We start from the raw sequence: 19097 nt of genomic DNA, 5'->3' as shown, positions 1-19097 counted from the left end.
GTTATTTATGAAAGGTTTTATAGATTTTTTTTGCTTTTGATGCCCCCACGGATGCAGTTAAATTTTCGAGCGAGGCTTCCTTGATGCGTTTTACCGATTTAAAGCTTTTTAATAATTGTTGAGCCGTTTTTTCCCCAATTCCCTCAATGTTCACCAACTCGGAGTTAATGGCACCCTTGCTTCTTTTGTTTCTATGGTGGGTAATACCAAAACGGTGTGCCTCGTTCCTGAGCTGCTGAATAATTTTTAGGGATTCCGATCTTTTGTCCAAATAGAGCGGGACGGGGTCGTCTGGAAAATAGATCTCCTCCAAGCGTTTTGCAATGCCCACTATGGCAATTTTTCCTCTCAGGCCCAATACTTCGAGACTTTTTAATGCCGAGGACAATTGCCCTTTCCCCCCATCTATCACAATAAGCTGTGGCAGGGGCTCTTCTTCGCTGAGCAATCGTTTGTATCTCCTATGGACAACCTCTTCCATACTGGCAAAATCGTCGGGGCCCTCTACCGTTTTTATGTTAAAATGGCGATAATCTTTTTTAGAGGGCTTACCATCTTTAAAAACCACACATGCCGCCACAGGGTTACTGCCTTGAATATTGGAATTGTCAAAACATTCAATATGTCGAGGTTCTTCCGATAGGCGAAGATCTGTCTTCATTTGGGCCATGATCCGTTTGGTATGGCGATCTGGATCGGTTATTTTAATTTGCTTCAATTTATCCTGTCGATAAAAACGGGCGTTCCGTTCCGATAGATCCAATATCCTACGCTTATCCCCTAATTTGGGCAGAGTTACCTTTAAATCATCATCAACAGCAACGGCAAATGGAAGATAAATTTCTTTTGATCTTGAACTGAACCGTTGTCGAATCTCGGTAATAGCCAATTGCAGCAACTCCTCATCGGATTCTTCCAGTTTCTTTCTAATCTCCATGGTATGGGACCGGATTATGGCACCATGTGATAATTGCAAAAAATTGACATAACCATGGGTCTCATCAGAAATAATGGTGAACACATCTACATTGTTTATTTTCGGGTTCACCACTGTAGATTTTGCCTGATAATTCTCGAGTACTTCGATTTTATCTTTGACCCGTTGTGCCTTTTCAAATTCCATTTGCTCGGCATAGTCGGTCATTTGTTGCCTAAATGTCTGTATGGAGCTTTTTAGGTTTCCTTTGATAATCTGCCTAATATCCTCGATCTGGTTTAGGTATTCTTTTTCGCTCTGCAGCCCTTCACAAGGTCCCAAGCAATTTCCCAAGTGGTAATCCAAGCACACCTTATATTTTCCGGATCTTATCTTTTCTTCGGAAAGGTCATAATTACATGTCCTTAAAGGGTAAAGGCCCTTTACCAAATCCAACAACGTCCTAACTGTTTTCATGCTGGTGTAAGGCCCAAAATATTCGGACCCGTCCTTGATCAGCTTTCTTGTAGAAAAAACCCTGGGAAAACGCTCGTTCTTAATACAGATCCACGGGTAGGATTTATCATCCTTGAGCAGCACGTTGTAACGGGGCCGTAATTTTTTGATCAAATTGTTTTCCAGTAAAAGTGCGTCCGACTCCGTAGGGACTACAATATGTTTTATGGAGTCTATTTTCTTGACAAGCACCCTGGTTTTTCCATACTCTTGCTTTTTATTGAAATATGAAGAAACTCTCTTCTTAAGGTTCTTGGCCTTGCCCACATAGAGTATTTTACCATCTGTATCATAAAATTGATACACTCCGGGATTGTCAGGGAGTGCACTCAACTGTACTTTTAATGATGCTGATCTGGACATAAAAGCTTAAAAAATGGACCTCAAAGGATTTACAACAAAGTTATATTTTATAAATGGGGTTTATTGTTAAACTTGATCAATTCCTTATTTGGATCGACGCCTAAGGTATCTCAATGCACAAATGATAAAAATATAAATCGGAATTAAATTTGGTAACAATTTGCGAAGGATCAATAGATTGGGGTTTTTCCACAAATAAACTATGGAAAAACCCCAGTTCCATGTTAACAAACCAGTCCAATTTGTTAAACAGTTGCTAAATATTGTGTATTTCACCGATAAAATGTGCAGTTCATGGTATATTTTTCAATTGTTTTACTTACATTTAACGGTATAAAAACAATCCAATGGAAAACTATATCATTGTTTTGGGAATGTACTTGATTTTGATGCTGTTCTTCAAAATCTTTTTCTCCGTTGCAACAAAGGGAGAGTGATTTTTTTATAGTACCCCCAAATAACCCCTTAATCTTCAACAGTAAATGTTGAAACGTGAACTAAGAAAAAAATATAAAAATCTGAGGATGGGATTATCCCCGGCACAAGCCTCCGATTTTAGTTTGATTTTAGCAAACGAATTACTACAAATCCCGATTTGGGATTTTTTTTATTACCATACTTTTCTGAGTATGGAGGATAAAGTCGAAGTGGACACTCTTCCCTTGATCACCTTGCTACAGGGTAAGGACAAAAATATTGTTGTTCCCAAAGTTGCAGGCCCAAACTCCATGGAGAATTATCTGCTCACAGATAGCATAACGATCAAAAAAAGCCCTTACGGTGTTCCAGAGCCAATTGATGGCATAGAGATTCCGGAAAACAAAATTGATGTGGTGTTTGTTCCTTTATTGGCATTTGACACTACAGGAAACAGAGTGGGGTATGGCAAAGGATATTACGATGGCTTTTTGAACAAGTGCAGAAAAGAAACCGTAAAAATTGGCCTTTCCTTTTTTGGACCGGAAACGGAGCCTATTTCGGATATCAACACGAATGATGTGAAATTGGATTATTGTGTAACCCCGGAAAAGATTTACAAATTTTAATTGCCCAAATCTTCCCTTACCTCGTTGGCCTCATCGTTTTTCGGAAAGGCTTTTTTGTTGAACACTATTAAAATACCTACTCCTGTACTTATCGCAGTATCCGCTATATTAAAAACGGGTTCAAAAAAACGAAAACGTTGACCTCCCCAAGAAGGAACCCAACTAGGCCAGGTGGTATCCACTAAAGGAAAATAAAGCATATCCACCACTTTACCATGAAACAGGCTCCCGTAGGGCTCATTTGTAAAAAGTGTGGCCACCTGCCCGTTGCTGTGATCAAATATTATCCCGTAGAAAACCGAGTCTATTATATTACCTACAGCTCCGGCAAAAATCAAGGAAACTGCCAACACCAATGTTCTTGGCGATTGTTTTTTAATTATGTCCCAAAGCCAATATCCGATTCCCAAAACCGCAAAAATCCTGAAAATGGTCAACACCAATTTTCCGGTAGGCTCCGAAATTGGTAAAAGATCGCTCAATTTGGTTCCCCATGCAGCTCCTTCATTTTCTATAAATAGAATTTTGAACCAACTGAACACCTCATGTGATTCACCAAGCACAAAACTTGTTTTAATGAAGATTTTACTTATTTGATCCACGAGCAGAATCAAGAGAATGATGATAAGGGACTTTTTTAAACTCATACTTTTAATAAAGGATTGCAAAAATATGGATATTATTTTGTTTTTGTAAGGAAGATGTCCCCTTCTATGGTCTTAAGAACAAATAGATTATGTCCAAAGGGTATGGACTCACCATTTACTTTCCCATAAGTGCTCTCCGCAACTATTTCGCCCTTTGGTGTTGCCAGCAATATATCGCCTTTTTGTGTAGTTACGGTGACGGACTCCGAAACATCCTGCAACGTACAACGGCCATCGGACAAGGTTATATCCAAGTTTTCGTATTTGCCGCTGGAATACACATTGGTATTGGTTCCATAAACCGCAACATTCTTATACTCGGGCACGCGTACTTGCAAAGCAATGGAAACCACTTTATGCGCACTAAGCTTATCGTTCGGATCTACAAAAAGTGGCTGAAAATCGGCACCGATCATTACCGTGGTTCCGTTTTCTTTGATAGAGATCAATAAATCCTTGGCATATTCGCCCTCCATACTGGCGGAGACCTCTACCTCGTTGGAGGTTGTGGTCTGCAGATCAATTCTATAACAATACCGCGAATCGATCTGGATGGTTTCTGTTCTAGGGCCAATAAAAGCTTTTCTAACCAGTTTTTGCCCATGTACGTGCACGAGTGCAAAAAATACCGACAAAAACAACAACGCCCTCATAAAGAAAAAACGCCCTAAGGCGTTTTAATTATTTTTGCATGTTTTTCGCCTCAATACTCAATGTTGCATGGGGCACAAGCTTTAATCGCTCTTTATTGATAAGCTTTCCGGTAACTCGGCAAATTCCGTATGTTTTGTTCTCTATACGAAGTAAGGCGTTTTTAAGGTCGCGGATAAATTTTTCCTGACGTATGGCCAGTTGGGTATTCGCCTCTTTGCTCATGGTCTCCGAACCTTCTTCGAAAGCCTTGAACGTTGGCGAGGTATCGTCCGTGCCATTGTTACCATCGTTCATGTAAGAGCTTTTTAACAGCTCCAAGTGGTTTTTGGCCTTTTCTATTTTTTCCTCGATCAAGGTTCTGAATTCTGCAAGGTCTTTGTCGGAGTATCTTACTTTAGAATCTTCTGCCATTTTCTTAATGTTTTTGAATAAACAATTTTGTGTTCACTTCATCAAAGGTGATCGCTACACCTTCTTCAAGTTTCTCTTCAAAGTTGAGCTCGGCGGTCAGGGTTTCCGTTTTGATGTATTCTTCGTTACTGGAAACTGCATTTTCCACTAGGCCGTCCTTCAATATTTTAATATCAATTTTATCGGTTACCTCAAATCCGGACTCCTTGCGCAAGTTCTGGATTCGGTTAACAAGTTCCCTTGCAATACCCTCTTTTCTTAAGGTATCGTCTATCGTTACATCCAGGGCTACGGTCAAAGGACCTGAGCTGGCTACCAACCAACCTTCGATATCTTGGGAACTGATCTCTACATCGGTTAACTGTAAATTAACGGTTTTATTTTCCAATTGCAGCAATATTTCTCCTTCGCGTTCAAATTTTTGGATATCCTCTTGACCCAATTTTGATACTTCTGCTGCAATGGCCTTCATGTCCTTGCCGAATTTTGGACCCAACACCTTAAAGTTCGGCTTAATTTGTTTTACCAATACCCCTGAGGCATCATCCAGCATTTCGATCTCCTTTACATTTACTTCGGATTTTACCAAATTCGAGACTGCTTCGATATCGCTTCGCTGTTCATCATCCAAAACCGGTATCATTATTTTTTGAAGCGGCTGACGTACTTTTATTTTTTCTTTTTGACGGATTGAGAGCACCAAAGAAGATATCTTCTGTGCCAATTGCATTTTACGTTCCAAATCCTTGTTTACCATATTGGCATCAAAAACCGGAAAATCCGCCAAATGCACACTTTCAAAACCTTCTTTTTGCGTAGTGGCATCCAAATCCCGGTACAATTGATCCATAAAGAACGGGGCAATCGGTGCGGATAATTTAGCCACGGTGGACAAACAAGTATACAGTGTTTGATAGGCCGAAATCTTATCTTTTTGATAATCACCTTTCCAGAAACGTCTCCTGCTCAACCGCACATACCAGTTACTCAAATTTTCCTGTACATAATCCGAGATCATCCTAGCTGCACGGGTAGCTTCGTAGTCTTCGTAAGCCTCGTCCACATTTTTTATCAAGGTATGGAGTTCGGATAAGATCCACTGGTCGATTTCAGGTCTTTCAGTCAATGGAATATCGGTCTCGGAATAATCAAACTCGTCTATATTGGCATAAAGTGCCATAAAGGAATAGGTGTTGTAGAGTGTTCCAAAGAACTTTCGTTTTACCTCAACTACGCCTTCAATATCAAATTTTAGGTTATCCCAAGGGTTTGCATTGGAAATCATGTACCAGCGGGTAGCATCTGGGCCGTGTTCTGGCAATACCTCGAACGGATCTACGGCATTTCCCAACCGTTTGGACATTTTTTTGCCTTCCTTGTCAAGTACAAGTCCGTTGGAAACCACATTTTTATAGGCTATGCTATCAAAAACCATGGTAGCAATGGCATGCAATGTGTAGAACCATCCTCGCGTTTGGTCCACACCTTCGGCTATAAAGTTGGCCGGAAACGCAACTCCATCATCTATTAGTTCTTTGTTTTCGAAAGGATAATGCCATTGCGCATAGGGCATGGAGCCACTATCGAACCAAACATCGATCAAATCCGATTCGCGTTTCATGGGTTGCCCAGATGGTGATACCAAAGTAATACCATCCACAATGTTTTTGTGCAGATCGATCTTGTCATAGTTTTCCTCGGTCATGTCGCCCACTACAAAATCTTCGAAAACGTCTTTGTCCATCACTCCAGCTTCAACAGCCTTGGCCATTTCCGATTTAAGCTCTTCCACGGAACCAATGATAATTTCTTCCTTCCCATCTTCGGTACGCCAAATAGGCAAAGGTATTCCCCAATACCTTGATCGGGACAGGTTCCAATCGTTTGCATTGGCCAACCAGTTCCCAAAACGGCCTTCTCCTGTAGATTTTGGCTTCCAATTTATGGATTGGTTCAGGTCGAACATACGTTCCTTTACATCGGTAACTTTGATGAACCAAGAGTTTAATGGATAATACAAGATAGGCTTGTCCGTTCGCCAGCAATTTGGGTAACTGTGTACATATTTCTCGACCTTAAATGCCTTGTTCTCTATTTTAAGTTTGACGGCAATCTCGACATCGACCGATTTTTCGGGTGCTTCACCCTCATCGTAATATTCGTTCTTTACATATTTGCCGCCAAATTCTTTGAGTTCGGGTCTAAACTTCCCCTGTAGGTCTACCAAAGGCACCGGGTTGTCGTTCTCATCCAAAACCAGCATGGGAGGCACCTCCGGAGTGGCTTGCTTGGCCACTAGGGCATCGTCCGCACCAAAGGTCGGCGCCGTATGTACAATTCCGGTACCATCTTCGGTGGTTACAAAATCACCAGCAATTACTCGGAAGGCATTCTCGGGGTCTTGGTAAGGCTGCACATAATCGATTAATTGCTCGTACTGTATGCCTACCAAATCTTTACCTACAAATGACCCTCCTATCAAAAATGGAATCTTTTTGTCTCCTTCGCCGAAAGATTTTAATTCCTCCTCGGTTTCTACTTTAAAAAACTTTCCTGAAAAATTGTAGTCCACCAGGTTTTTGGCCACCACAACATTAATAGGCTCGAATGTGTATTGATTGTAAGATTTAACCAATACATACTCAATCTTTGGACCTACGGTCAGAGCCGTGTTGGATGGGAGCGTCCAAGGCGTGGTCGTCCATGCCAAAAAGTGGATATCTCCCTCGACCTTTTTTAAAAAAGCGGGAAGTGAATCTTGTTTTGCTTTAAATTGGGCCGTGACCGTGGTATCGGTCACATCTTGATAGGTTCCCGGCTGGTTCAGCTCATGGGAGCTTAAACCTGTGCCCGCCTTTGGCGAGTAGGGTTGTATGGTATAGCCTTTATAAATAAGGCCTTTATCGTAAATCTGTTTAAGCAGCCACCAAACAGATTCCATGTATTTGGACTTGTAAGTAATGTACGGGTCGTCCATATCTACCCAATAGCCCACTTTTTCGGTCATTTCGTTCCAAACATCCGTGTATCGCATTACTGCTTTTTTACAGGCTGCGTTGTACTCCTCGACCGATATTTTTTTCCCTATATCCTCTTTGGTAATGCCCAGTTCTTTTTCCACACCAATTTCCACGGGCAGACCATGGGTATCCCATCCGGCCTTTCTTTTCACCTGAAAACCTTTCATGGTCTTGTACCTTGGGAATATGTCCTTGATGGTCCGTGCCATTACATGGTGAATTCCCGGCATTCCGTTTGCAGAGGGCGGTCCTTCAAAAAACACATAGCTCTCCTTGCCTTCCCTGGTGGAAACGCTCTTTTCAAAAATCTGTTGGTCTTTCCAAAAACTTAGAATTTCTTCAGATACTTTGGGTAAATCCAGCCCTTTATATTCCGCAAACTTCATATACTTCTTCTTCTAGTAGAATTCAAGTTTGCAAAATTATGAATTTAGATGGAATTACACCTTGCAATTTAATATTAGAATGCACATAATCCCCTTACCCTAAATATGATATGCCAACAAGCTTCTTTTTCCATTAAATTTTCTATCTTAAAACCTTAATTAACACTTAACCATTTTAATTATGAAAAAAGTAGTATTGACTGCGATGGTGTTGACTTTATCCTTAACAACATTAACATCGTGCAGAGAAACAAAGGACAAAGCCAAAGAGGCGACCGAAAAAGCTGCAGAAACATTGGACGAGGCAGGCGATGACCTAAAAAAGGCCGCCGATGATGCAGCCGACGCCATGAAGGATGCTGGTGAAGAAGCCAAAGAAATGGGCGAAAAAGCAATGGACAGTCTCAAAAAAGCAGGTGAAGAAACCATGGATGCCGCAAAAAAGGCCGGTGATGAAATGAAAGAAGCCGCTAAAAAAGCGATAGACAGCATTTAGCAACGTTGCGGGTAAAAGACAAAAAAGTGTAAGGCCCGGCAATTCCCGGGCCTTATTTTTTAAAACACATACCCTATCCCTAACACCAAATTGGTTCCAGGGGCCGCAATTCCCGAAGAATACATCCGGTAACGTTGATTGGTCATGTTTTCCAAACTCATGGTGGCCTTTAGTGCATTGGTGATTTGATATTGCGACCTAAAGTTCAAGGTGTACCAAGAGGGGGAATACGGATTGCCATTGGCGTCGCTGGCATACATATACGTTTTGCTTTGTTCCGACAATGCCAAATCATCATTACTTACCTCCCCATTATAGTTTAGAAATATGTCTGCTTTTAATTTTTGGTTTTGCCATATTAAGTGCACATCCCCAAAAGTTGGAGCGGCATGTCGCGATGGACTATCGGTTCCATCGTCATCTTCTTCGATTCCTTCGGTCAATGTTAAATTGGAATTCAACGATAGGTTTTCATTAAAAAAAGCTTCCACGCCAAATTCAAATCCATACACATAGGCCTTAGCGGCATTCTGGATAGCCTGAACATTGCTGGGTTCACCATTGTACTCTATTTCGGTCTCGCCATTGAACGTAAAATCCCTTCTTACCAATGCATCGACCAGATAGGTGTAATACGCTGCTCCTTTTAGTACTAGAACGTCGTTGAAGTTTTTCCTTAATCCCAATTCGCCATTATAGGCATACTCCGGTTCCAGATCTGGATTGGGAACCACAACGGAACCAGGTTCAGAATCAAATATCTTCCCGATATCGTCGATATTGGGTGCGCGAAATCCTGTTGACCCGTTTAAAGTTACTTGCCAATCGGACCTAGGAAACCAACTAAGTCCCAAACTTCCCGTTAGTGCCCCAGTTACAATATCGGCTTCATCAAAAGGAAAGGAATAGTGGGTGTTGCTAAAAGAAGCATCCACCCATACCTGACTATATCGCACTCCGGACAATAAAGTAAAGTTCGGTTTTAGCTGGTACTCTCCGTTTACATAACCAGCCATGGTCTGCCAAGTTGAACCATCGGGATACCTGGATGCTGTTTCTTCCGTAGCCTCTGTTTCAATATTACGCATACTGCCATTGGAATGTACTTTGTTGAAAACATATTCGGCCCCATAGTACAAGTGAAGATTTCCTATTTTTTTGTTTTCAAAATCTAAATTTACTGAGACTGCATCCACCTTTTCTTCGGTTGAATAGAGTTCCAGACCTTGAAAATCCCTGTCGTGCCTACTTTCTTCAAAAAATTGATAGGCCGTGGTGAGTTTTATTCCATCGTAGAATTTATTTTTTCCTTTTTGGGTTATTTGGAAATTTCCCATAAACCATTTTTGTGGACCATAGTACCATTCCGCAGAACGAAGCCCAGTGCCATCACGGCCAGGTCTTATCAATCTATCATATCGGGGAAAATTGGAAGTTTCCGAATAATACAGTCCCAGATCATAGTTCCAAGTACTGTTGGGTCTGTAAGTAAATTTTTGAAGGAAGTTGATCTGATCGTAGCCGGAACCTACCTGTTTTTTGGGATCATTGTTGGTAATTAATACATCTTCTCCGTTCTCACGAACCACATAATTGTTCCGTAAATAGGATTCTGGGCCGTGTTCACCCATCTTTAGATCATCAAAATGATTAAAGGTAAAACTGGTATAGGATGCCCAATCTTGCTTTCCGATATTAATATCCACATGCGCTGTGTTTTCATTATTTGCCGATGCAAATCGATAATCCAGCTTGCCGGAAAAAACCAAGCTGTCCGCAAAGGAAAAACGTGGTTTTTGTGTGTAAAAGTTCATTACGCCGCCAATGGCATCGCTTCCATATATAACGGAACCAGGACCAAAGGTCACCTCTGTCTTTTTTATGGAGAACGGGTCTATGGAAATTACATTCTGAAGGTTTCCTCCTCGAAATATCGCGTTGTTCATACGTACACCGTCTACCGACAATAAAATACGGTTGGTCGCAAAACCCCTTATCATTGGGCTACCCCCTCCTAATTGGCTTTTTTGCACAAATACTTTGCCGCTGTTCTGCAATAGATCGGCGGAGGTCTGCGGATTGGCAAAAGCAATGTTTCGTGCATCAATAGTTTCTATTTTCTGGGGTATGTGCTTTTTTTGTTGTTCCCATTTGGACACGGACATTACAACTTCTTCCAATTCTTCTGTTTTTAAGTGTAGGTACACCCTATTGCCCCGACGATAGATCTGTGCCTTTGTTGTGGTATAAGGCTCGTAACTAATATGTTTAAAGGTTATTTTTTCGTTACGGGCAAAAGCATCCAAGTCACTTTTTCCGTTCACATTGGTTATAGTGCTCTTGGATTGATCTTTGTTAAATATGGCGATATTGTCTATGGGCACACCGGTATCGGCATCTAAAACGGTTACCTCTTGGGCATAAGTGTTAAGCGCAAAAAACGAAAGGAATAGGGTTAAGGTTGATTTTAGGTTTTGCATTTTACGTAAATACGGCATTAAGTACTGCGAGCGACTTTGGCTCCCGAAATCCATCTACATGCAATTTGTAATATTGGACAACGGTTTTTAAAAGTTCTCGTCGATTGGATTTAGTTAGTTGTATTGTGGACAATGCCTCAAAATCCATGCCTAAAAACTTCTTGAAATTATCCAGGTTTTCTCTCTGTATCAAAGGGTTGAGCGACGGTGTTTTGGTGAAGCTACCTTCCAAAAGATCAAAAAACGGCAAATTATTGTAGGAAGTGTCGGGGTAAAAGCCCAAATATTTGGTAAGATTGAGCAAGAACATAATATGAAAATTAGGTGATAACGCATGCATATCCATCCAATGAAACGCGTATTCCAAATAATTGAAGAGACTTTCATCCTGCTCTTGTTCCTGAATGCTATTGCCCAACATCTCCGCCAAAAAAAGCACAACACTGTTCTTAACGATATCCGTATGCATGGTTTGATAAGGCACAGCTACCTTAACCTCCCGTAAACTTTCCAAATTTCCTTTGTTCTTGTGATTGGCAACAACCTCCAACTGCATTAATGGAAGAAAATAGGCGGGCTTGATTTTTGCCCTTTTGGAAGTCAGAACCCCTTTCAGCAAATACGATTTTACCCCATCGGATCGGGTAAAGGCCTTAACGATAAGGCTCGTGTCCCCGTATTTAAGGGAAGAAAGTACAATGGCTCTGGTCGTAATTTGCATATGCCAATAAAAAAGCAGTTACCGGAGGTGTAAATGTAACCACTAGTTCCGGTAACTGCCAATCAAAAATTACTGTTGATGCCGGGCGCCTTAGATCACCCCTTGTGCCAACATTGCATCTGCAACCTTAACAAAGCCGGCAATATTGGCCCCTTTAACATAGTTGCAATATCCATCTTCGTTTCCGTATTCCACACAAGCATCGTGGATATCGGACATAATTCCTTTTAATCGTTTATCCACTTCTTCCCTGGTCCAGCTTATACGCAAGGAGTTTTGGCTCATTTCCAATCCGGAAGTGGCAACACCTCCTGCATTGGACGCTTTTCCTGGAGCAAATAGAATTTTTGCTTCGTGGAATGCATGGATCGCTTCTGGGGTGGAAGGCATATTTGCACCCTCTGCAATGGCAATACATCCATTTTTAATCAATGCTTTGGCATCATCACCATCCAATTCGTTCTGGGTTGCACAAGGCAGGGCAATATCACAGGCTACCTTCCAAGGTGTTTCTCCTTTGTGATATTCGGCAGAAGGGTATTTATCCACATATTCGGAAATTCTACCACGCTTGTTGTTCTTTAGATCCATTACAAAGGCCAGCTTTTCCTCGTCAATACCGTCCTTGTCGTAAATGTAGCCTCCTGAATCGGAAAGGGTAAGAACCGTTCCCCCAAGGTGCATCACCTTTTCGGCTGCATATTGTGCCACGTTGCCCGATCCTGAAATCACGACTTTCTTCCCTTCAAAAGTTTCATTTTGGGTCTTTAACATGCTATCCGCAAAGTATACCGTACCATAACCGGTTGCTTCCGGACGGATCAACGATCCTCCCCAAGAAAGACCTTTACCTGTTAAAACTCCCGTAAACTCGTTACGGATCTTTTTGTACATACCGAACAAGAAGCCGATCTCACGAGCCCCTACTCCAATATCTCCGGCAGGAATATCCGTATTAGGCCCAATATGCCTACAAAGCTCAGTCATAAAAGCATGGCAAAAACGCATGATCTCGTCATCCGATTTTCCTTTAGGATCAAAATCGGAACCTCCTTTACCTCCGCCCATGGGCAAAGTGGTCAAACTATTTTTGAACACTTGCTCAAAGGCCAAGAATTTAAGAACACTTGCATTTACGGTCGGGTGAAAACGCAAACCTCCTTTGTACGGCCCAATCGCAGAGTTCATTTGCACCCGGTAACCACGGTTTACATGGATTTCACCACTATCATCTATCCAAGCTACACGAAACGAAATCAATCGTTCCGGCTCTACCATTCTCAATAAGATGTTTTTTCCGTGATAGATATCGTTTTGGGCGATATAGGGAATTACGGTTTCTGCAACTTCCTGCACTGCTTGTATGAATTCGGGCTCATGACCATTTCTGGCGATTACCTCATCCATAAATGCTTTTATTTTATTTTCCATAAATGGGTTAAAATTAAATGTCTCTCCGCTAGCGAAAAGCACTTTTATTGTTGAATTGTGATTTTGAGGGCAAAATTATGTTATTTCAACAATCTGATTATAATATAATTATAAATTTTTCAAAAAAATTAATTTAGGGCCTGGTCCAGGTCTGCCATCAAATCATCTACATCCTCTATGCCCACACTTAGCCGAATCAATGCGTCCACTACCCCGTTCTTTTCCCGCTCCACTTTGGGAACGCTACCGTGCGACATACTCGCTGGGTGACCCACCAAACTTTCTACGCCCCCCAACGATTCTGCAAGTGTAAAAATCTCCAGCTTTTCTACGATTCTAATTGCCTCGTCATAATTTCCGCCCTTGGGAACAAAGGAGATCATTCCGCCATAACCATCCATTTGTTGATTAGCGATCTTATGGTTCGGATGAGTCTCAAAGCCGGGCCAATACACTTTTCCGATCTTGGGATGGTTGTTCAAAAAGTTGGCGACCACCGCTCCGTTTTCGCAGTGCCGCTGCATTCTTACATGAAGCGTTTTTATACCGCGCAGGGTTAAAAAACTATCCATAGGTCCACAGATGGCTCCACTGGATTTTTGGATGAAGTAAAGTTGTTCGGCCAATTTTTTGTCCTTGACCACCAAAGCTCCGACCACTACATCGCTATGCCCTGCCAAATATTTGGTAGCGGAATGCATTACTAGATCCGCACCAAGATCCAAGGGTCGCTGTAAAAATGGGGTAGCGAATGTATTGTCCACCCCCAACAAAATACGGTGTTTTTTGGTGACCTTGGCCACTGCTGCAATATCGATAATATTCATCATAGGGTTGGTAGGTGTTTCCAACCATACCAATTTGGTGTTTTGTGTTATTTGCGATTCCAGCTCGCCCATATCCGACATACTGGAAAACAAAAACTTAATACCATACTTTGCATAGACCTGTTTAAAAAGCCGATAACTCCCCCCATATAGATCATTGGTACAAATAACCTCATCACCCGGGTCCAAAAGCTTCATTACGGCATCGATTGCTGCCATACCGCTCCCAAAAGCCATTCCAAAACCACCGTTCTCCAAACTGGCCACCGCATTCTCCAAAGCTGTCCGGGTAGGATTCGAAACTCGGGAATATTCATGTCCCTTGTGCTCGCCCGGGGTAGACTGTGCATACGTGGAGGTTTGATATATCGGTGGCATTACGGCACCGTAGCCCCTCTCCGGTATTTGCCCACCGTGGATGGCCCTACTGTTAAACTTTAACTCTTTTTTGCTCATGCTCAAACTATCTTCCTACAAATGTATCGTTATCTTCCCGAAGTATTATTTTTGATGCTCCAAAACCTCAAATCATGAAACAATTGCTAGGTGCTTTCTTATTCTTCTTTGTATTGGTAAGTTGCCAAACGGAGAGCAAACTTACTTTTGAACCTCTACACTTGAAAGGTGAAAATTGCGAAAGTTGCCCTAAAATCGACATCAATATTCCAAATGCTTTGGATAGTTCGCCCGTTTCGCAGGCCATAAACAGATCGTTACAAGAAGAGGTCATCAGTATTTTGTCCTTTAGTGAAGATGATACGATTGATGAAATGGGCAAGGCGCTACAATCTTTTTCCGATAGCTATAAAGAACTGAGGACCAAATTTCCGAACGAGGTCCAGTGGGAAGCCGAAATAGATGGCATTGTGGTTTACGAGGATGAAAATGTGATCACTTTTATGTTAAATTCATATTCCTTTACCGGGGGAGCCCATGGTTATGCTTCCACATCGTACCTGAATTTTGACAAAAAGAAAGGTGTGGAACTGGAAAATTGGCAACTTTTTGAAGATTTGGACGGGTTCGAGGATTTTGCCGAGACCAAATTTCGAATCCAAGAAAAAATACCCCAAGATTCCAATATCAACTCAACCGGTTTTATGTTCGAGGGAGAATCCTTCCACCTGCCCTACAATTTGGGGTACACCAAAGAAGGGCTTAAACTGATCTACAACCAATACGAAGTAGCTTCCTATGCCGACGGCCCAATTGAACTGATCTTACCTTACAACGAGATAAATCTGTATTTAAAGCGAAAAGTAAAAGAATAGCCCATCTATTTAAAATAGTACCTGATTCCAGCGCCCAATAACAGTGTAGAATCATTCAGGTCGCTATTAAAATGGTAGTAACCGTTAATGGGAATGATCAAGGAGAAGGCATCGGATATATAGAAATCCATTTCAAAAGAGGCATATCCCCCATAAATAAAACTACTTTCCGCCTCCAATGCGTCAAAAGCAAACTCTGTATTGCCCTTGTTAATATATTTGTAGCCAGCTGAAGGGCCCCCTCCAAAATAGAAAAAAATCCCCTTGTCGGGAGCACTTAAAATAGTGGTAAAGTATCCTAGACCGAACAAGTAATCATCGTATGGAAACTCAACCCCCGAATTTGGTTTTTCTTTGGAAAAAGTCGCCGCTAGAGACACTTGCATAAAATCTGTGGTGCTATGATAGTAATTTGAGTTGAGCTGTATACCGTAGCCGTCCGTTTTATACGTTGGCACCAAGCCCAAAGATAGGTTTCCCCGTTGCGAAAATACTTGTTGAAAAGAAAACAAAAGGAGTGCCAGCAGGACCCCATAGTCTAAATGGTAGTTCTTCATTTTGATTAAGATTTGGGTTCTTAAATTCTGGCAGGTAAATATAATTGATTTTCATGGACTTAGGTTTACCTCCAAATCAATTCAGTGGAAAAACCATGAAAATCTGGCGACTAAAAAACACTCCAAAGCATAAGAGGGCGAAAAATCAACCGCTCGCCAAAGCCCTTTTAAGGGCAAGAATGGAGCCTAAATGGAGCCCTTCGTGGAAAACATTAAATTGCAGTGCATCCTCCACACTGTTCAAGCCGACCTTTGGCGTAGTCATGTACCCCTGGAAATTTTTGAACGTACCTCGTCCATAATCCTGCTGGAATTGTTCTACGGTACTGAATAGATAGGTCATGATCTTCTCCATTTCCGCTTCGGAAGGCTCTCCCTCTGGAAAAGTTCCTTTCTTGTATTTGTTGACCAACTCCTCTTCAATGGTAAAATCCAGACCGCTCAATTTATACAGCAATAATTGCGGGGTTACCACAACATGGGCAATGTTCCACCAAATATTATTGTTAAATCCTTCAGGAATTTTGAACAGGTCCTCTTTTGGTGTGTTTTGCAAAAAAGTGTGAAGAATAGTTCTGTTTTTTAAAAGAATATCAAAAATCTTGTTCATGGTTGTGGGCTATTTGTTGTAAAACTAGTCTTAAAATTTTAAACCGCACCAATAGCTGGAACATACTACAATAATTAATTAAACATCTCCCGCAAAAGGTGTTGAAATTATCTATTCCCCATGCATTTTGATTGATTTTTAACTTCCTTTGTTCCTCCAATACGTAAATCATGAAAAAAATATACCATCTGGGCAGTTGTTCCACCTGCAAGCGAATCCTAAAAGAATTGGAACCATTGGACGGCGTGGAGCTTCAAGAAATTAAAAGTGAATCGATTACCTCCGAGCAATTGGAACACATGGCAAATTTGAGCGGAAGCTACGAATCCTTGTTCAGCAGAAGAGCAATGTTGTTTAGACAAAGGGGGCTTCATGAAAAAGACCTTTCCGAAACGGATTACAAGAACCTGATCTTGGAGCACTACACTTTTTTAAAAAGGCCAGTGGTAGTGGTCGAAGATCAAATCTTTGTCGGCAACTCCAAAAAAACGGTAGAAGCCGCCAAAGAAGCCCTGCATCCATGAGTAAAAGAACCCTCGCCATACTTGCTGCTATCGGAGCAACGGTTATTTACGGTATTAACCACACCGTAGCCAAGGGTGTAATGCCCGTCCATGTAAAACCCTTTGGGTTTATTTTTTTAAGGGTGGGTGGGGCATCTTTACTTTTTTGGCTTATATCCATTTTTGGTCCGAAGGAAAAGATAGAAAAAAGAGATTGGGGACGTGTATTTATATGTGCTTTGCTGGGCATGTCCGTAAACATGCTCACTTTTTTTAAAGGACTACAGCTTTCCACTCCCATTAACAGTGCGGTTTTAGTTACCATATCCCCAATAATCGTTGTGGTTATATCGGCACTTTTTTTAAAGGAAAAAATCACTTTGAACAAGGGCCTTGGCATCTTTCTGGGCTTTGTTGGAGCCGTGGCCCTTATCCTTTTTGGCGCCGAAGTACGGCAAGATGCTCCAAATATTCCATTGGGCAACATATTGTTCATTATCAATGCAACGTCGTACGGCGCATATTTGGTCGTCGTAAAAACCTTGATAGAAAAGTATCATCCATTTACCATGCTCAAATGGTTGTTTACTGTTGCCTTTGTTGTAAACCTACCCATTACCTTGCCAGAGGCCATGGAAATAGAATGGGCCTCTGTACCAGCTTGGGCCTTCAGTTCTATTGCTTTTGTAGTTATAGGCACTACATTTTTAACCTATCTTTTCAACATATTTGCTCTTACCCAGCTCAAAGCTTCCTCTGTGGGCGCCTTTGTATATATGCAACCTTTGGTCGGGATAATTTTTGCGCTTTTTTCGGGCAAAGATCAACTTACCGTTATTAAACTGATTGCCATGGCCTTTGTGTTAGTGGGTGTGTATTTGGCCAGTAAAAACCCTAAAAGACCTTCATAACATTGATCAAAACGGCACCTACGTCAAAACAGAAGTGCCATCCATCAATTTAGCGCTATATTCCATAAATGAATTATGTAGTTTTCCCGTAAAATGGAACACTATGCCAGCACATTCTACACAAATTCAACGAATCAAGATCAAACTCGTTCGTGCTAAGGAGAAAGATAAGCTATATAAAGTTTTTGGAGCCGGAGGCCATAAATATCAAATTAATGCACCGATAGATATGCAAGACATTAGTGCGTTCGAGCACAATTTCCAGATAAAACTGCCTGAATGCTATAAACACTTTGTGCTACACATTGGGAATGAGGGTTCTTCGTACCAAAATTCGGGTGCCGGGCCATATTTTGGCATTTATCCTTTTGGGCAACATTTGGACGACCTGATTTATAACCATGTTGAAAAACACCTAAAAAGGGATTGTATTTTACATCCGTTCATAACCCAAAAACAATGGGACGAATGGACCGATCCATTGTACGAGGACAACATTACCGATACGGATTTTGAAGAATTGAACGGTCAATTATACGGAGGCATATTACCTCTTGGCTCACAGGGTTGCTCCTTTATACATGCGCTGGTGCTAAACGGCAACTATAAGGGCAGGGTTGTGAACTTGGACAGAGGAGAATTGTCGCCGCCAAAATTTTCTGAGGACCTTACCTTTTTGGATTGGTACGAACGTTGGTTGGACGAAATCATCTCGGGGAAATTGATCACCAATACCCCGAGCTGGTTCGGGTATCCTAAAAATTAATGTATCCTATTAAATCATCTCCATGTCCGTGGGAACTTGAACATGTTTACGAGTATCCTCTTTGGTCAAGGTTTTAAAATCGTCCGTTTTTTCCATGGCCTCGAAAGCTTGAAGAAATTCATCGGGCAGACCGATTAATTTACGCTCTTTCAAATCGATCCAGGCACCCATCATTTCGCAACGGGCAAAATTTTTCCCATTATGGTCGTAGAAGTTGTGCCTAAATTCAAAGAACATCCCGTCCTCGCTCATGCCGGTAAACTCCAACGAAACCTTTACAGGTTTACCTGCAAATGCTTCCTTAAAATAATACATGTGCTCATAAAATACTACAGGCCCGATATTGTTTGTGGCCATGCTCTTATGGTTAAAGCCCAGCAGACCCAAATATGCCATTCGGGTATGACTCATAAAATTAATATAAGCGGAGTTCGCCAAGTGTCGATTAGCATCGATATCGCTCCATCTAATTTCAAATTCTTTAAAAAACATATAAGGTTATTTTGTTATGCATGCATAATAAATTGTAAAAATACCATAGTTTTATAACTGATTCCTATAAAGA

At 41.4% G+C, this 19097-nt stretch carries 18 protein-coding genes; 6 read left to right on the top strand and 12 right to left on the bottom strand.

Annotated elements, in window-relative coordinates; all coding sequences use genetic code 11:
• Position 1: 1 nt before the first annotated feature.
• Positions 2 to 1795: an excinuclease ABC subunit UvrC gene (uvrC, locus tag ACXAFK_RS02755; RefSeq protein WP_224836175.1), complete on the bottom strand. Its 1794-nt coding sequence runs from the start codon at positions 1793 to 1795 to the stop codon at positions 2 to 4.
• Positions 1796 to 2277: 482 nt separating this feature from the next.
• On the opposite strand from uvrC, the gene ACXAFK_RS02750 reads away from it, so the two are divergent.
• Positions 2278 to 2841 carry a 5-formyltetrahydrofolate cyclo-ligase gene (locus tag ACXAFK_RS02750; RefSeq protein ID WP_224836174.1) on the top strand — a complete coding sequence of 188 codons (564 nt, stop codon included), beginning with the start codon at positions 2278 to 2280 and terminating at the stop codon, positions 2839 to 2841.
• On the opposite strand, the gene ACXAFK_RS02745 is transcribed toward ACXAFK_RS02750, so the two are convergent.
• Genes ACXAFK_RS02745 through ileS form a run of 4 tightly spaced genes read right to left on the bottom strand, consistent with a single transcriptional unit; the run spans position 2838 to position 7959 of the window.
• A complete protein-coding gene (locus ACXAFK_RS02745) occupies positions 2838 to 3488 on the bottom strand; it encodes a lipoprotein signal peptidase (protein ID WP_293298529.1) in 651 nt (216 codons plus the stop codon). The two genes, ACXAFK_RS02750 and ACXAFK_RS02745, sit on opposite strands and share 4 nt — an antisense overlap.
• 32 nt (positions 3489 to 3520) lie before the next feature.
• Complete coding sequence (locus ACXAFK_RS02740; RefSeq protein ID WP_224836172.1) at positions 3521 to 4123, bottom strand: DUF4097 family beta strand repeat-containing protein; 603 nt, start codon at positions 4121 to 4123, stop codon at positions 3521 to 3523.
• Between the two features lie 46 nt (positions 4124 to 4169).
• Positions 4170 to 4553, bottom strand: coding sequence for a TraR/DksA family transcriptional regulator (locus ACXAFK_RS02735; RefSeq protein ID WP_252080818.1), 384 nt, complete (start codon positions 4551 to 4553; stop codon positions 4170 to 4172).
• A 4-nt stretch (positions 4554 to 4557) separates the two neighbouring features.
• Complete coding sequence (gene ileS / locus ACXAFK_RS02730; protein WP_474956722.1) at positions 4558 to 7959, bottom strand: isoleucine--tRNA ligase; 3402 nt, start codon at positions 7957 to 7959, stop codon at positions 4558 to 4560.
• 181 nt (positions 7960 to 8140) lie between these two features.
• On the opposite strand from ileS, the gene ACXAFK_RS02725 reads away from it, so the two are divergent.
• Positions 8141 to 8455 (top strand): hypothetical protein, encoded by a 315-nt coding sequence (locus tag ACXAFK_RS02725; RefSeq protein WP_474956721.1) that lies wholly within the window; start codon positions 8141 to 8143, stop codon positions 8453 to 8455.
• A gap of 59 nt (positions 8456 to 8514) precedes the next feature.
• On the opposite strand, the gene ACXAFK_RS02720 is transcribed toward ACXAFK_RS02725, so the two are convergent.
• The 4 genes from ACXAFK_RS02720 to ACXAFK_RS02705 all read right to left on the bottom strand — a co-directional run bounded on the left by ACXAFK_RS02720 (position 8515) and on the right by ACXAFK_RS02705 (position 14370).
• Entirely contained in the window at positions 8515 to 10935 is a 2421-nt protein-coding gene (locus tag ACXAFK_RS02720; protein ID WP_474958148.1) for a TonB-dependent receptor, read from the bottom strand.
• Between the two features lies 1 nt (position 10936).
• The gene (recO, locus tag ACXAFK_RS02715) at positions 10937 to 11656 is read right to left on the bottom strand and encodes a DNA repair protein RecO (protein ID WP_474956720.1); all 720 of its coding nucleotides are present in this window, start codon (positions 11654 to 11656) and stop codon (positions 10937 to 10939) included.
• Positions 11657 to 11746: 90 nt separating this feature from the next.
• Entirely contained in the window at positions 11747 to 13087 is a 1341-nt protein-coding gene (gene gdhA / locus ACXAFK_RS02710) for an NADP-specific glutamate dehydrogenase (RefSeq protein WP_224836168.1), read from the bottom strand.
• A gap of 128 nt (positions 13088 to 13215) precedes the next feature.
• Positions 13216 to 14370, bottom strand: coding sequence for a trans-sulfuration enzyme family protein (locus tag ACXAFK_RS02705; RefSeq protein WP_474956719.1), 1155 nt, complete (start codon positions 14368 to 14370; stop codon positions 13216 to 13218).
• A gap of 74 nt (positions 14371 to 14444) precedes the next feature.
• On the opposite strand from ACXAFK_RS02705, the gene ACXAFK_RS02700 reads away from it, so the two are divergent.
• Positions 14445 to 15185, top strand: a complete 741-nt coding sequence (locus tag ACXAFK_RS02700; RefSeq protein ID WP_474956718.1) for a DUF3298 and DUF4163 domain-containing protein — start codon at positions 14445 to 14447, stop codon at positions 15183 to 15185.
• 5 nt (positions 15186 to 15190) lie between these two features.
• On the opposite strand, the gene ACXAFK_RS02695 is transcribed toward ACXAFK_RS02700, so the two are convergent.
• Together ACXAFK_RS02695 and ACXAFK_RS02690 are read right to left on the bottom strand one after the other, a co-directional pair.
• Entirely contained in the window at positions 15191 to 15742 is a 552-nt protein-coding gene (locus tag ACXAFK_RS02695) for a conjugal transfer protein TraO (protein ID WP_224836165.1), read from the bottom strand.
• A gap of 145 nt (positions 15743 to 15887) precedes the next feature.
• Positions 15888 to 16352 (bottom strand): DinB family protein, encoded by a 465-nt coding sequence (locus tag ACXAFK_RS02690; RefSeq protein WP_474956717.1) that lies wholly within the window; start codon positions 16350 to 16352, stop codon positions 15888 to 15890.
• 170 nt (positions 16353 to 16522) lie between these two features.
• On the opposite strand from ACXAFK_RS02690, the gene ACXAFK_RS02685 reads away from it, so the two are divergent.
• The 3 genes from ACXAFK_RS02685 (at position 16523) to ACXAFK_RS02675 (ending at position 18532) form a co-directional block, all read left to right on the top strand.
• The gene (locus tag ACXAFK_RS02685) at positions 16523 to 16876 is read left to right on the top strand and encodes an arsenate reductase family protein (RefSeq protein ID WP_474956716.1); all 354 of its coding nucleotides are present in this window, start codon (positions 16523 to 16525) and stop codon (positions 16874 to 16876) included.
• Entirely contained in the window at positions 16873 to 17766 is an 894-nt protein-coding gene (locus tag ACXAFK_RS02680) for a DMT family transporter (RefSeq protein ID WP_474956715.1), read from the top strand. The genes ACXAFK_RS02685 and ACXAFK_RS02680 overlap by 4 nt, the downstream gene beginning before the upstream one ends.
• A 103-nt stretch (positions 17767 to 17869) precedes the next feature.
• The gene (locus ACXAFK_RS02675) at positions 17870 to 18532 is read left to right on the top strand and encodes an SMI1/KNR4 family protein (RefSeq protein WP_474956714.1); all 663 of its coding nucleotides are present in this window, start codon (positions 17870 to 17872) and stop codon (positions 18530 to 18532) included.
• Positions 18533 to 18541: 9 nt separating this feature from the next.
• Here ACXAFK_RS02675 and ACXAFK_RS02670 read toward each other — a convergent pair whose 3' ends face one another.
• A complete protein-coding gene (locus tag ACXAFK_RS02670; protein ID WP_474956713.1) occupies positions 18542 to 19024 on the bottom strand; it encodes an acyl-CoA thioesterase in 483 nt (160 codons plus the stop codon).
• Between the last annotated feature and the right edge of the window lie 73 nt (positions 19025 to 19097).

Source organism: Flagellimonas sp. ABD4_174, assembly GCF_056160185.1.
The sequence above is the reverse complement of the archived record's forward strand: the minus strand, read 5'-3'. Positions and strand labels throughout refer to the sequence as shown.

Excerpts from the sequence above, each read along its gene's own strand:
- ACXAFK_RS02750 (WP_224836174.1), top strand. The coding sequence starts at position 2,278 with ATGTTGAAACGTGAACTAAGAAAAAAATATAAAAATCTGAGGATGGGA.
- ACXAFK_RS02720 (WP_474958148.1), bottom strand. The coding sequence starts at position 10,935 with ATGCAAAACCTAAAATCAACCTTAACCCTATTCCTTTCGTTTTTTGCG.
- ACXAFK_RS02685 (WP_474956716.1), top strand. The coding sequence starts at position 16,523 with ATGAAAAAAATATACCATCTGGGCAGTTGTTCCACCTGCAAGCGAATC.
- ACXAFK_RS02680 (WP_474956715.1), top strand. The coding sequence starts at position 16,873 with ATGAGTAAAAGAACCCTCGCCATACTTGCTGCTATCGGAGCAACGGTT.
- gdhA (WP_224836168.1), bottom strand. The coding sequence starts at position 13,087 with ATGGAAAATAAAATAAAAGCATTTATGGATGAGGTAATCGCCAGAAAT.
- ileS (WP_474956722.1), bottom strand. The coding sequence starts at position 7,959 with ATGAAGTTTGCGGAATATAAAGGGCTGGATTTACCCAAAGTATCTGAA.
- ACXAFK_RS02725 (WP_474956721.1), top strand. The coding sequence starts at position 8,141 with ATGAAAAAAGTAGTATTGACTGCGATGGTGTTGACTTTATCCTTAACA.
- ACXAFK_RS02695 (WP_224836165.1), bottom strand. The coding sequence starts at position 15,742 with ATGAAGAACTACCATTTAGACTATGGGGTCCTGCTGGCACTCCTTTTG.
- ACXAFK_RS02705 (WP_474956719.1), bottom strand. The coding sequence starts at position 14,370 with ATGAGCAAAAAAGAGTTAAAGTTTAACAGTAGGGCCATCCACGGTGGG.
- ACXAFK_RS02690 (WP_474956717.1), bottom strand. The coding sequence starts at position 16,352 with ATGAACAAGATTTTTGATATTCTTTTAAAAAACAGAACTATTCTTCAC.
- ACXAFK_RS02675 (WP_474956714.1), top strand. The coding sequence starts at position 17,870 with ATGCCAGCACATTCTACACAAATTCAACGAATCAAGATCAAACTCGTT.
- ACXAFK_RS02700 (WP_474956718.1), top strand. The coding sequence starts at position 14,445 with ATGAAACAATTGCTAGGTGCTTTCTTATTCTTCTTTGTATTGGTAAGT.
- ACXAFK_RS02745 (WP_293298529.1), bottom strand. The coding sequence starts at position 3,488 with ATGAGTTTAAAAAAGTCCCTTATCATCATTCTCTTGATTCTGCTCGTG.
- recO (WP_474956720.1), bottom strand. The coding sequence starts at position 11,656 with ATGCAAATTACGACCAGAGCCATTGTACTTTCTTCCCTTAAATACGGG.
- ACXAFK_RS02670 (WP_474956713.1), bottom strand. The coding sequence starts at position 19,024 with ATGTTTTTTAAAGAATTTGAAATTAGATGGAGCGATATCGATGCTAAT.
- ACXAFK_RS02735 (WP_252080818.1), bottom strand. The coding sequence starts at position 4,553 with ATGGCAGAAGATTCTAAAGTAAGATACTCCGACAAAGACCTTGCAGAA.
- uvrC (WP_224836175.1), bottom strand. The coding sequence starts at position 1,795 with ATGTCCAGATCAGCATCATTAAAAGTACAGTTGAGTGCACTCCCTGAC.